This window comes from Plantibacter flavus (assembly GCF_900177615.1).
Classification (GTDB): domain Bacteria; phylum Actinomycetota; class Actinomycetes; order Actinomycetales; family Microbacteriaceae; genus Plantibacter; species Plantibacter flavus.
The window spans coordinates 42,543-55,751 of the sequence record NZ_FXAP01000003.1 but is presented as its reverse complement, the minus strand read 5'-3'; the positions used below and the strand labels follow the sequence as shown (position 1 = coordinate 55,751).

Below are 13,209 nucleotides of genomic sequence, written 5' to 3'. Positions count from 1 at the left end.
AGCGATGGTCGACACAGCGATCCGGACGAGCGTCAGCGGTACCACGGCAGCGACGGTCGAGGTGGCGCCGTCCGACGCGCGGATCGACGTCCCGGCGCTCGCGCACCAGCTGCTCGGCACCTGGCCGGAGGCCCGTCTCGCGTCGCGTGCGCTCGCCGCCAAGCCCGAGATGCAGCGGATCGAGGGCCAGTCGATGGACGACCACCGCGACCGCGTCTTCCACCAGCTGAAGCTCCTCGTCGAGAACGGTCAGGTGCTCAAGGCGTTCCCGAAGCGCCTCGGCGGTGCCGACGACCACGGTGGCAACATCGCCGGGTTCGAGGAGCTCGTCCTCGCGGACCCGTCCCTCCAGATCAAGTCCGGCGTCCAGTGGGGCCTGTTCGGTGCGGCGATCCTGCACCTCGGCACCGAGCCGCACCACGACGCGTTCCTGCCCGGCGCGATGAACCTCGACGTCCCCGGTGCCTTCGCGATGACGGAGTCCGGTCACGGCTCCGACGTCGCCTCGATCGCGACGACCGCGACGTACGATCCGGAGACCCAGGAGTTCGTCATCGACACGCCGTTCCGTGCGGCGTGGAAGGACTACCTCGGCAACGCGGCCGTGCACGGCAAGGCGGCGACCCTGTTCGCGCAGCTCATCACGGACGGCGTGAACCACGGCGTGCACTGCTTCTACGTGCCCATCCGCGACGACGAGGGCGCATTCCTCCCCGGGATCGGCGGCGAGGACGACGGCCTGAAGGGTGGGCTCAACGGCATCGACAACGGCCGGCTGCACTTCACCGGCGTCCGCGTGCCGCGCACCAACCTCCTCAACCGCTACGGCGACGTCGCCGAGGACGGCACCTACTCCTCGCCCATCAAGAGCCCCGGGCGACGCTTCTTCACCATGCTCGGCACGCTCGTCCAGGGCCGGGTGTCCCTCGACGGAGCCGCGACGTCGGCCTCCGCCCTCGCCCTGCAGATCGCGATCACCTACGGCAGCGAGCGTCGGCAGTTCAACGCGGGCAGCGACACCCAGGAGGAGGTCATCCTCGACTACCAGCGCCACCAGCGCCGGCTCCTGCCGCGCCTCGCGACGACGTACGCGCAGATCTTCGCCCACGACCGGCTGCTCGTGAAGTTCGACGAGGTGTTCAGCGGCAAGGCCGACTCGGACGACGACCGTCAGGACCTCGAGACGCTCGCGGCGGCCCTCAAGCCGCTGTCGACCTGGCACGCGCTCGACACGCTCCAGGAGGCGCGGGAGGCGTGCGGTGGCAACGGCTTCCTCGCGGAGAACCGCCTCACCGGTCTGCGCGCCGACCTCGACGTCTACGCGACGTTCGAGGGCGACAACAACGTGCTGCTGCAGCTCGTCGCCAAGCGTCTCCTCACCGACTACAGCCGGAAGTTCGCGAAGGTCGACGCCGGTGCGCTCGCCCGTTACGTCGTCGAGCAGGCGACCGACCGCGCCGTGCACAGCAGCGGACTCCGGAGCCTCGCACAGACCGTGAAGGACTTCGGTTCCACGGCACGCTCGGTGAGCCAGCTGCGCGACACGAACGTCCAGCGCGAGCTGCTGACGGAGCGCGTCGAGTCGATGATCGCCGAGGTCGCGACGAAGCTGCGCGGCGCGAACAAGCTGTCGAAGCAGGCCGCGTCCGACCTCTTCAACGCGCACCAGAACGAGCTCATCGAGGCCGCACGCGCCCACGGCGAGCTTCTGCAGTGGGAAGCGTTCACCGAGGGCGTCGAGCAGATCCAGGACCCCGGGACCAAGCAGGTGCTGACCTGGGTGCACGACCTTTTCGGGCTCTCGCTCATCGAGAAGCACCTCGCCTGGTACCTGATCCACGGGCGCCTCTCGCCGCAGCGCGGCCAGGCCGTCAGCGCGTACGTCGACCGCCTCATCGCCCGGCTGCGACCGCACGCCCTCGACCTCGTCGAGGCCTTCGGCTTCGCGCCCGAGCACGTGCGCGCACCCATCGCGACCGGCCAGGAGGCGCAGCGCCAGCAGGAGGCCGCCGACTACTTCGCCGCCCTCCGCGCTTCGGGCGACGCACCCGTCGACGAGAAGACGCTCTCCAAGAAGTCCCGCTGACCGCAGCCGGTTGAGAGGAGGCATTTCGTCGTCGGCGCAAGGGTCCGGCGACGATATGCCTCACCTCGCGCTGCGCGATAGGGTGCCGACATGACGTTCAACGACAACGCCGACATCAGCGGGAACAAGGTCAAGCGACGGGGCCGCACGACCGGCATCGCCGTCGGTGGCGGCGCGGTCGGCGTCATCGTGATCGCCCTCATCTCGCAGTTCCTCGGGGTCGACGTCTCGGGCATCCTCGGTGGCGGTGGTGTCGGCGGGGGCCAGCAGGAGGAGAGCCAGCTCTCTGACGAGTGCCAGACCGGTGCCGACGCGAACGCGAACGTCGACTGCCGCATGGGCGGTGCCTACTCGTCACTCGACGCCTACTGGGCCGAGGAGCTGCCCGCGCTCGGCGTCGACTACACCTCGCCGGCCGACTTCATCATCTTCGACCAGCAGACGAACACGGGTTGCGGTGCCGCCACGAGCGCCACCGGCCCGTTCTATTGCCCGCCGGACCAGACCATCTACATCGACACCAGCTTCTACGCCGAACTGCGCGACCGATTCGGCGCCTCGGGCGGACCGCTCGCCGAGATGTACGTCGTCGCCCACGAGTGGGGTCACCACATCCAGGCGCTCACCGGCATCATGGACCGCGCCGACCGCAGCGGCACGGGTCCAGCCTCCGACTCCGTCCGCATCGAGGTGCAGGCCGACTGCTTCGCCGGCGCGTGGGTCGCCGCGGCGTCCGACACGGAGGACGCGAAGGGGGTCGCCTTCCTGAAGCCGGTGACCCAGCAGGAGATCGACGACGCGCTGAGCGCCGCGGCGGCCGTCGGTGACGACCGCATCCAGGAGGCCGCGACCGGCCAGGTGAACCCCGAGGCGTGGACCCACGGTTCCGCCGAACAGCGCCAGCGCTGGTTCATGACCGGCTACCAGTCCGGTCCATCCGCGTGCGACACCTTCTCCGTGTCGGCCGACCAGCTCTGACCGGTGGGCCGGGTGCGGCATGCTAGATGAGACACGTGTCGTGAACACAGGAGGAAGTGGACCGTATGGGTGAGCCGTATCCCGAGATCGAGCCGTACGAGACCGGCATGCTCGACGTCGGCGACGGGCAGTCGCTGTACTGGGAGACCTCCGGCAACCCCGACGGCAAGCCCGTCGTGTTCCTCCACGGTGGCCCGGGCGGCGCGACGAGTCCGATCCACCGTCGGCTCTTCGACCCGAAGCGGTACCGCATCGTCCTCGTCGACCAGCGCGGCTGCGGTAGGAGCACCCCGCACGCGAGCGACCCGGCAGCCGACCTGTCGACGAACACCACCTGGCACCTCGTCGCCGACCTCGAGGTGCTCCGGAAGGCGCTGAAGATCAAGCGCTGGATGGTGTTCGGCGGGTCCTGGGGCTCGACCCTCGCGCTCGCGTACGCGCAGAAGCACACGAAGCGCGTCACCGAGCTCGTGCTCCGGGGTATCTTCACGTTGCGCGACGCCGAGCTCGACTGGTTCTACGAGGGCGGTGCCTCCGCGGTCTTCCCCGACCTGTGGGAGAGCTACCTCGAGCCGATCCCGGTCGACGAGCGCCGTCACCTCATCGAGGCCTACCACCGTCGCCTGTTCGACGAGGACCCGGCCGTCCACGGACCGGCGGCCGTCGCCTGGTCGCGATGGGAGTCGTCGACGATCACCCTGCTCCCGCAGGAGGAGACCGTCGCCCGGTTCACCGACCCGCACTTCGCGGTGGCGTTCGCGCGCATCGAGAACCACTTCTTCACGAACAAGGGCTGGTTCGAACCCGAGCAGCTCATCCGCGACGCCGGCAAGCTCGCCGGGGTCCCCGGCGTGATCGTCCAGGGCCGCTACGACATGTGCACCCCGGTCTTCACCGCGTGGGACCTGCACCAGGCCTGGCCGGAAGCGGACTTCACGATCGTCCCCGACGCGGGGCACGCCTTCGACGAGCCGGGCATCCTGTCGGCACTCATCGACGCGACGGACCGCTTCGCGAAGGACTGAGGGCCTTCGACAGGCTCAGGGACCGGGTGTGGGCTCAGAGACCGGTCGCTCAACTGAGCCAGTGTCGGGGACGGGCGCAGGCTCGATCGTCGCGGCTCGGTGGCGACGCACATAGGGCAAACGGTCCTGCAACGCGCGCGTGATCGGACGTTCGACGAACCGGAAGATCAGTGCAGCGGCCGCCGTCACGACGATGATCGACAGGATCACCGATAGCGGTGCCGAGGGGAAGCTGATCTTCGCGAGCACGACCGGCACGATCGGTGCGATGAGCGGGTGGAACAGGTACAGGCTGTATGACGCGTCGCCCATGAAGATCAGCGGCCGAGGGATCCGGCCACCGATCCACGGCTCGGCCGCGGCCACGGCGAGGAGGAGCGCCGCGACGCCGAGGTGCCGGAGGAGCCCCTGCGCGTCGCCGGCCGAATAGGAGCCGTCGAGGAACGGGATGACCGCCCACAGAGCGACGATGTAGCCGAGCCAGGCAGCGAGTCGCTTGAGGGAACGGTCCTTGGTCCACTGCCCGATCACCATCCCGACGAGGAAGTACAGGACGATGGCGTTCAGGTACACCGTGGCCGCCGGCCAGTCGTCGGCTCGGAACGCCGAGCCGACCGCGGCCGCAGAGAGGATCGCCCCACAGAACACGATGGGCTTCGCCCGGACGAGCAGGGCGATGGTGAAGACGACGTAGAAGAACATCTCGAAGGTCAGCGTCCAACCGACGCCGAGCAGCGGCTCGATACGGCCCGCTTCGTTGCGCGAGGGGAGGAACAGGTACGAGAGGACGGTCGTCCCCGGATTGAGGCTTGCATGCAGGACGGCCGAAGGGATGACGATGAGCGTCGCTAGTTTGACCGTGGTCGCGAGCCAGTACATCGGCACGATGCGGACGAGTCGCCGCATACCGAAGAACTTCCACCCGTCGCGCGTCCCCGCCAAACTGCCTGCGGAGATCATCATGACGAACCCGCTGATCACGAAGAAGATGTCGACGCCGACCTCGCCGAAATGCCAGGTGTCCGTACCGGCGCCGAGGCGCTCGCTCGCGTAGAACGTCGAGTGCGTGATGACGACGAGCAGCGCAGCGACGAACCGCAGCGTCTGAATACCGTCGTATTTCGAGCGAGGAAGCGCGGGCATGACTGATCCCCCTGATGGTCGGTCGTTCGGGTGAACCGGACCTGAAGCGTCCTGCAACGGTAGCAGGGCGCGGGGGGCAACGGTCAGGATTTCCCTGGTCCGAACGGCTTTCCGCACCCCCAAAGCGGGGGCGGCCGCGCTACTCCGTGAATCGGGCCCGGCGGACGGCCTTGCCCGCCCGGAGCGCCTCGCCGAGCGAGCGTCCGACGAGCCCCTCCCGGGCGAAGCCGCTCAGCAGCTCAGCCGCGAGTGCGCCCCGGTCGACCTCGGGCTCCGGGCCGTCGTCGACCCCGTCCGCCGGACCGGCGAACCCGTCGTGGGCCAGCAGGATGGACCCCTGGTGGCAGTGCCGCACGGCGTGCGCGACCCGCTCGTGCTCGCCGACGTCCTTGACATCCCAGGCGGTCGCGGTCCAGAGCACGGTCTGGAGACCGGCACGCTTGACGGCCTGCCACGTCTCGATGCTCTGGGCGCCGTAGGGCGGCCGGAACCACTCGATCGGCTGGCCGCTCAGCTGCTCGAGCTCCTGCTTGGCAGCGAGGGTGCGCCGATAGGCGGCCTCCTCGGAGAAGTCGGTGAGGCGCACGTGGTCGTCGCCGTGCAGCGCGAGCTCATGCCCGCCAGCGACGATGCGTTCGAGGAGCTCGGGGTGCTTCCGTGCGCGGCCGACGAGCACGAAGAACGTCGCGGTCGCTCCGGCGTCGGCGAGGGCGTCGAGGACTCCCGGCGTGCCGTCGGGACTCGGTCCGTCGCCGTACGTGATGACGACCGTGCGTTCGTCCGTGGCGACGCCGACGATCGAGCCGTGGACGGGCAGCGAGCCGGTGAGCCGGGCGAGCAGCGCCTGCCGAGCCTTCGTCATGTGTCCACCGCCCTGTGAGTCGATCCGTCCAACAGTACCTCGCTGTGGTGGCGAAGGGGAGCGGAGGATCGAGGCCCGGACGGGTGCGGGGAGCGGCGGGCCTCAGGCCTGGACGAGGGTGGTGTCGAGCTCGCGCTGCTCCTCGAGCTGGGCGAGCGCACGTCGCAGCGCGGTGCTCGAGGTGCTCATCGTGTACGGGAAGTACACGACCTCGACGCCGACCTTGGCGAACTCCGCCTCGAGGCGCAGACCCTCCGCGGTCCCGCGCCAGTCGTCACCCTTGAAGAAGATGTCGAAGCGCAGCGCCTCCCAGGCCTGGAGCTTGTCTTCCCAGGTCTCCTCGACGGCCTCGTCGACGAAGCCGATGTGGCGGACGATCTCGAGTCGCTCCGTGAGGGGGACGACCGGCTCGATGCGCTTGCGGGTGCGCAGCAGCTCGTCGGAGACGACGCCGGCGATGAGGTAGTCGCAGGCGCTCTTGGCGTGACGGAGGATGTTCAGGTGGCCGACATGGAAGAGATCGAACGCCCCTGCGGCGTAGCCCACGCGACCCTGGCGCGCTGATGCCTGATCGCTGCTCTGATACTCGTTCATGGTCGAACGCTCCCCACGGTGCGTGTTTGCCTGTCGTTGTCGGCGCGTTCATTGAGCCACCTCAGAGGCTATGAGGGTCATCAACGCTTGCCGAGTCCACTTTCAGGTGCCACCCGAGCAGGGGTGTCGCGCCTCGCGGACGAGCGAACCGCGGTGCGATACTGTTCCGGAGACGATCTGGAGCACGACATGGCTGAAGCAGAAGAGCGCCCTGAGACCGCCGCACCCTCGGGCGAGACCGGTGCCCCCGGGCGCCGCCGGGTGACGAGCGTCGTCATCTCGGTCGTCGTGGCGCTCGTGGTCATCGGCGTCGTGCTCTGGCTGACCATCCGTCCTGGAACGCCCGCGGGCGATGGCACGACCGAGCCGTCCAGCACGCCCGCTTCGTCAAGCTCGGCCGATCCGACCCGAGACCCCGACGCCACCCTGCCGCCCGCAGGCTCCGGCACAGGTTCCATCGGGTTCGATGACACCGCCGACGTCACGGACGCAGTCAGCCTCAAGATCGAGTCCCTCGAGGCGGTGACGGGAGAGGCGTCCCAGCCGGGGGAGGTCGCCGGCCCGTCCGTCCGAGTGACGATCGCCTTCACGAACAGCGGCAACGAGGCCTACTCACTTGCCGGAGCGGTTGCGAACGCGTACTACGGCGCCGACCTCACGCCGGCCATCGAACTCGCCGCCCCGGGCGGCGTCCGCTTCCCGGAGCAAGTGGCGGCAGGCGAGACGGTCCGCGGGACATTCATCTTCAACATCCCTGAGGACGCCCGCGACGCCGTACGGATCACGGTGGACTACGCGGCGGCCGAACCCGCCGTCGTCTTCGAGGGCGCAGCACCGCGCTAAGAAGCGCCCCGCGGTACCAGACACGTGTCAGATCCGCCCGGGAATCGGGCCGATCCGGTGCGAATCACCCCTGATCTGGGGGCGTCGTGCCCCTGAATGGGGTGCATCATCCCGCTACCGCTTGCGGTTGACTGCGTGGAAGGACCATTCCCGTTGGTTCACGGTGCCCGACCGTGCTCGCCAGAGGTCCGACACCTTCACCCGAGAAGACTGCGAGATATCCATGACCACACTGCTGTCGTCCGACTCCGCGCACGCGCGGCGGACCCGCCGCACGGTGAGACCGCGACTCGTCGCGCTCGTCGGCATCACCGTCGCGACGGTGATCTTCGGCATGCTCACGAGCGCGCAGACGGCGTCCGCCGACACGATGCCGACCGACGGCACGCCCGTCACCGCCTCGTCGGACGCCCTCCCCGCTCCGCAGATCAACGGTGTCGTCTGGGACCAGGTCGCGGTGGGGAACACCGTCTACGTCGCCGGCTCCTTCACCACGGCCCGCCCGGCAGGCTCGGCCGCGGGCGTGAACACCGTGGCTCGGAACAACTTCCTCGCCTACAACCTCACGACCGGCGCACTGCTGCCGTGGGCTCCGAGCTTCAACCAGCAGGTCCGTTCGTTGGCAGCGTCGCCCGACGGCACCCGCCTCTACGCCGGTGGACAGTTCACGACCGTGAACGGAGCGAACCGGTACCGCCTCGCTGCGTTCGACCTGGCGACGCAGACACTCGTCGCCGGTTTCGCTCCGTCGATCAACTCGATCGTCAAGTCAGTCGCTGCGACGAACACGACCGTCTACGCCGGCGGTCAGTTCACGTCCGCTCAGGGCGCGGCGCGAGCCGGGATCGCGGGCTTCTCCGCGTCCAATGCAGCCCTCACCCCGCTCGCCCCCGCCGTCGCCGGCGGCACGGTGCAGGCGCTGACGCTCAACCCGGACGGTTCGAGGATCGTCATCGGTGGCAACTTCACCTCCGTCAACGGCTCGGACAACCCTGGGTACGGCCTCGCAGCATTCAACACGGCCGACGGTTCGGCACTGCCCTGGGCCATCAACTCGCTGATCCGCAACGGCGGTGAAGACGCTTCCATCAACTCGCTCACGAGCGATGGGACGAGCGTCTACGGCACCGGTTACACCTTCGGGGGCGGTGGCAACATCGAGGGCGCCTTCAAGGCCGACTGGGACGGGGGAACCCTCCAGTGGGTCGAGGACTGCCACGGCGACTCCTACGCGGTCGCTGCCGCGACCGACGTCGTCTACGTCGCGAGCCACGCCCACTACTGCGGCAACGTCGGCGGATACCCGCAGACCGATCCGTGGGGCTTCCAGCGCGCCACCGCCTTCACGAAGGCCACGACCGGCACGCTGACCGCCGACCCCCACGGCTACTACAACTTCAACGGCACCCCGGCACCCACCCTGCTCAACTGGTTCCCGACGATCAACACGGGAACGTTCACCGGAGCGAGCCAGGGTCCGTGGGACGTCGCCGTCGCCGGTGACTACGTCTTGTACGGCGGCGAGTTCACCGTGGTGAACGGCGTAGCGATGCAGGGCCTGGTCCGATTCGCCAACCCGTCGATCGCCCCGAACAAGGACGGCCCGCGCCTCAACGGTGCGAACTTCGTCCCGACCGTGACGTCGTTCAGCCGCGGCACCGCCCGGATCTCGTGGCAGGCCAACTACGACCGCGACAACTCCGACCTCACCTACCAGGTCATCCGCAACAACGTCACGGGGTCGCCGGTCTACACGACGAGCGCGAAGTCGACGTTCTGGAAGCGTCCGGTCATGTCCTTCCTGGACACGGGGCTCACTCCGGGCCAGACGTACAACTACCGGATCCGGGCGACCGACCCCTACGGCAACTTCCAGCAGGGGCTGAACGTCGCAGTCACGATCTCCGAGGACGGCGCGATCAGCAGCTACCAACAGTCGGTGCTGAACGACAACCCCACCTCCCTCTGGCCGCTCGGCGAGTCGAGCGGGACCACCGCCTACGACTGGAACTCGGGTGACGACCTGCTCCTCACCGACACCGGCGTGACCCGCGGTGCCACCGGTCAGGAGGCCTCGTCGACGAATAAGGCCACCACCTTCTCCGGCGGCTCGAGCTCCTCCACGGTGCAGAAGCCCTCGCCGAACACCTTCACGACCGAGGCGTGGTTCAAGACGACCACCACCTCGGGCGGCAAGATCATCGGCTTCGGCGGGTCGGCGACCGGGAACTCCTCGTCCTACGACCGTCACGTCTACATGGGCAACGACGGCCGCCTGAACTTCGGCACCTACACGGGCAACACGAACATCGTGACGAGCCCGAACGCGTACAACGACGGTCAGTGGCACCAGGTCGCGGCATCGCTCGGCGCGAACGGGATGCAGCTGTTCGTCGACGGCAAGAAGGTCGCCTCGCGCGCCGACATCACGTCCGGCCAGGTGTTCAACGGCTACTGGCGGGTCGGCGGCGACAACATCGGCGGCTGGCCGAACGGTCCGAGCAGCAGCACCTTCTCGGGCGACATCGACGACGTGTCGGTGTTCCCGACGGTCCTCACCCGCCAGCAGATCGACGCGCACTACGTCGCATCGGGCCGCACGTCCACCGTCCCGACCGCACCGGCCGACGCGTACGGCGCTGCGGTGTTCGGCCTCGACCCGGCGCTCTACTGGCGCCTCAACGAGACGAGCGGGTCCACCGCCGTCGACGCCGGCCCGACCGAGGCGAACGGCCTGTACTTCGGTCAGGTCACCAAGGGTGCGAACGGCGCCATCTCCGGTGTGGACAACACGGCTGCCCAGTTCACCTCCAACGGCTGGGACGAGGGTGGTGTCTCGAGTCAGTCGAGCTACTCCAACCCGACCAGCTACGCGATGGAGGCCTGGTTCCAGACCACCTCGACGCAGGGCGGCAAGGTCATCGGCTTCGGGTCGAACCAGACCGGTGGATCGGGCGGGTACGACCGGCACGTGTTCCTGCGTCCCGACGGCAAGCTCGTCTTCGGCACCTGGACCGGCCAGGAGAACACGATCACCTCGCAGGCCGCCGTCAACGACGGCCAGTGGCACCACGTGGTCGCCCAGCAGTCCGCAGCCGGCATGAAGCTGTTCATCGACGGCTCGTCCGTCGGTACCAACCCGCAGACCGGTGCGCAGGACTACACCGGCTACTGGCGAGTGGGTGGCGACAACGCCTGGCAGGGTTCGGTGCCGTACTTCAACGGCAAGATCGACGAGGTCGCCGTCTACAACGCCCCCCTCACCGACGCCCAGGTCGCCCAGCACCGTGAGCTCGGCCTCGGCCAGGCTCCGAACGCCCTCCCGACCGCCGCGTTCACCAACGCGGTCGCCAACCTCGACCTCACCACGGACGCGACGACGTCGACCGACACCGACGGCGTCATCAGCTCCTACGCCTGGGACTTCGGGGACGGTCAGACCGGGACCGGCGCCACGGCGGCACACCACTACGCCGCCGGTGGCACCTACACGGTCACCCTCACGGTGACGGACAACCGGGGCGGCACCGCCACCATGCAGCAGACGGTCACCGCGGTGGCTCCGAACCAGCTCCCGACCGCGGCGTTCACGCCGACCGTCGTGAACCTGGATGGGTCGTTCGACGCCTCGGCCTCCGCCGACCCGGACGGGACGATCGCCTCGTACGCCTGGAACTTCGGTGACGGCACCTCGGGGACCGGTGTCACGGCGACCCACAGCTACGCCACGGCCGGCACGTTCACGGTCAGTCTCACGGTCACCGACAACGTCGGCGCCACGGCGAGTGCGACGCACGACGTGGTCACCACGCTGCCGCCGAACCAGCTGCCGGTCGCGAGCTTCACGGCGGCCTCCACGGGACTCACCGCGAGCTTCGACGGGTCGGGTGCCTCGGATCCGGACGGCACGATCGCCTCGGTGGCCTGGAACTTCGGTGACGGAGCGACCGGTACCGGGACGACGACGACGCACAGCTACGCGACGGCCGGCACGTACACGGTCACCCAGACCGTGACGGACAACCGCGGCGGCACGGCGGCCACCACCCTGAGCGTCACGGTCGCGCCGATCCCTGCAGCGTCGACCTACGCGGACGACACGTTCGAGCGCACTGCGAGCAGTGCCTGGGGGAACGCCGCCACCGGTGGCGCCTGGACCGTCTCGGGCGGGAACTCGAGCTTCTCGGTCGCCAACGGCACCGGCAAGATCTCGCTCCCGGCGAGCGGTACGAGGACGGCGCGACTGAACGCCGTCTCGGTCACCGACGTGACCGTCACCACGAAGATCACGGCCTCGGCAGTCGCCGACGGAGGTGGCGTCTACGCCTCGGTCATCGGACGACAGGTCGGATCCGCGTTCTACTCGGCTCGGGTGTGGCTGCAGGCGAACGGCGCGGTCCGGATCCAACTGCTGCAGGGCGCGACCGCGCTCCAGGCGGTCACGATCCCCGGGCTCACGTACACCGCTGGGCAGGCGCTCCAGGTCAAGCTCCAGGTGACGGGTACAGCGCCCACGACCCTCGGCGCGAAGGTCTGGGTCGCCGGTGCGACGGAGCCCACCGCCTGGCAGGTGACGGCCACCGACTCGACCGCCGGCCTGCAGGCTGCCGGATTGGTCGGACTCGGCGGATACCTCTCCGGCTCCACCACGAACGGTCCGATCACCCTGACGTTCGACGACTTCCTCGCCGGAGCCACCGGCGCGGTCCAGCCGACGCCCGTCAACCAGGCTCCGACGGCCGCGTTCACGGCGACCCCGTCCGGCCTGACGGCAGCGCTCGACGCCAGCGGTTCCACCGACCCGGACGGCACGATCGCCTCGGTCGCCTGGAACTACGGCGACGGGCAGACCGGTACCGGGGTGACGTCCTCGCACGTGTACGCCGCCGGCGGGACCTACACGGTCACGCTGACCGTCACGGACAACGGCGGATTGACGGCGACGACCACCCAGGCCGTCACGGTCACCGCTCCCGTGGTACCGCCGGTCGATCCGGCGCCCGTCGCGGTCGCGGCCGACACCTTCGCACGCACCACGGCCAACGGCTGGGGCAGCGCGGAGACGGGTGGAGCCTGGACGCTCTCCGGTGCTGCCTCGTCCTTCTCGGTCACGCCGGGTGCCGGAGTCATCCAGGTGCCGGCCGGCCAGACGCGGAGCGCGCGGCTCGCCGGTGTGTCGGCAGCCGGCACCGATTCGTCGGTCTCGTTCACCATCGCCCAGGCACCGACCGGGGGTGGCCAGTTCGTCTCGCTCGTCGGACGCCGTGTCGGTACGGACAGCTACACCGCCCGTGCCTGGGTGCAGGCGAATGGGGTGATCCAGGTGCAGTTGATGCGTGGGACGACCGTCCTCCGGGCGGTCAATCTGACCGGGGTGGCCTACACGCCGGGCGCGAAGGTGAACTTCCGTTCCCAGGTGTCGGGCTCCGGTACGACCACCATGCAGGCCAAGGCCTGGATCGACGGTCAGGCCGAGCCGAACTGGCAGGCGGCCACGACGGACACCACGGCGGCCCTGCAGGCACCGGGTGCCGTCGGCATCGACACGTACGTGTCGGGCTCCGTCACGAACGCACCCATCGTGTTCACCTTCTCCGGATACAAGGTCAGCGCGCTCTGACCTGATCGAGACCCGGCCGGGAGTGGACGCCGTCCCCAAGTCGCCCACTCCCGGCCGC

At 69.1% G+C, this 13,209-nt stretch carries 8 protein-coding genes; 5 read left to right on the top strand and 3 right to left on the bottom strand.

The genetic code is table 11. The features are described 5' to 3' along the window. Window positions 1–4 precede the first annotated feature (4 nt). From B9Y95_RS10250 to pip, 3 genes are all read left to right on the top strand, one after another. Window positions 5–2,086 carry an acyl-CoA dehydrogenase family protein gene (locus B9Y95_RS10250; protein ID WP_085511797.1) on the top strand — a complete coding sequence of 694 codons (2,082 nt, stop codon included), beginning with the start codon at window positions 5–7 and terminating at the stop codon, window positions 2,084–2,086. A gap of 90 nt (window positions 2,087–2,176) precedes the next feature. Beyond that, a complete protein-coding gene (gene ypfJ / locus B9Y95_RS10245) occupies window positions 2,177–3,064 on the top strand; it encodes a KPN_02809 family neutral zinc metallopeptidase (protein WP_085511796.1) in 888 nt (295 codons plus the stop codon). Between the two features lie 65 nt (window positions 3,065–3,129). Next, window positions 3,130–4,089, top strand: a complete 960-nt coding sequence (gene pip / locus B9Y95_RS10240) for a prolyl aminopeptidase (RefSeq protein ID WP_085511795.1) — start codon at window positions 3,130–3,132, stop codon at window positions 4,087–4,089. 15 nt (window positions 4,090–4,104) lie between these two features. On the opposite strand, the gene B9Y95_RS10235 is transcribed toward pip, so the two are convergent. From B9Y95_RS10235 to B9Y95_RS10225, 3 genes are all read right to left on the bottom strand, one after another. Then, window positions 4,105–5,232: an acyltransferase family protein gene (locus tag B9Y95_RS10235; protein WP_085511794.1), complete on the bottom strand. Its 1,128-nt coding sequence runs from the start codon at window positions 5,230–5,232 to the stop codon at window positions 4,105–4,107. Window positions 5,233–5,371: 139 nt separating this feature from the next. Continuing rightward, window positions 5,372–6,094: a polysaccharide deacetylase family protein gene (locus B9Y95_RS10230; protein WP_085511793.1), complete on the bottom strand. Its 723-nt coding sequence runs from the start codon at window positions 6,092–6,094 to the stop codon at window positions 5,372–5,374. 102 nt (window positions 6,095–6,196) lie between these two features. After that, window positions 6,197–6,688, bottom strand: a complete 492-nt coding sequence (locus B9Y95_RS10225; protein WP_085511792.1) for an FAD synthase family protein — start codon at window positions 6,686–6,688, stop codon at window positions 6,197–6,199. Between the two features lie 189 nt (window positions 6,689–6,877). On the opposite strand from B9Y95_RS10225, the gene B9Y95_RS10220 reads away from it, so the two are divergent. Next, a complete protein-coding gene (locus B9Y95_RS10220; protein WP_123539682.1) occupies window positions 6,878–7,531 on the top strand; it encodes a hypothetical protein in 654 nt (217 codons plus the stop codon). A gap of 223 nt (window positions 7,532–7,754) precedes the next feature. Further along, window positions 7,755–13,151 carry a PKD domain-containing protein gene (locus tag B9Y95_RS10215; protein ID WP_085511790.1) on the top strand — a complete coding sequence of 1,799 codons (5,397 nt, stop codon included), beginning with the start codon at window positions 7,755–7,757 and terminating at the stop codon, window positions 13,149–13,151. Window positions 13,152–13,209 lie beyond the last annotated feature (58 nt).

Coding starts and splice junctions, on each gene's coding strand:
- pip (WP_085511795.1), top strand. CDS start 3,130: ATGGGTGAGCCGTATCCCGAGATCGAGCCGTACGAGACCGGCATGCTC.
- B9Y95_RS10230 (WP_085511793.1), bottom strand. CDS start 6,094: ATGACGAAGGCTCGGCAGGCGCTGCTCGCCCGGCTCACCGGCTCGCTG.
- B9Y95_RS10215 (WP_085511790.1), top strand. CDS start 7,755: ATGACCACACTGCTGTCGTCCGACTCCGCGCACGCGCGGCGGACCCGC.
- B9Y95_RS10235 (WP_085511794.1), bottom strand. CDS start 5,232: ATGCCCGCGCTTCCTCGCTCGAAATACGACGGTATTCAGACGCTGCGG.
- B9Y95_RS10225 (WP_085511792.1), bottom strand. CDS start 6,688: ATGAACGAGTATCAGAGCAGCGATCAGGCATCAGCGCGCCAGGGTCGC.
- B9Y95_RS10250 (WP_085511797.1), top strand. CDS start 5: ATGGTCGACACAGCGATCCGGACGAGCGTCAGCGGTACCACGGCAGCG.
- ypfJ (WP_085511796.1), top strand. CDS start 2,177: ATGACGTTCAACGACAACGCCGACATCAGCGGGAACAAGGTCAAGCGA.
- B9Y95_RS10220 (WP_123539682.1), top strand. CDS start 6,878: ATGGCTGAAGCAGAAGAGCGCCCTGAGACCGCCGCACCCTCGGGCGAG.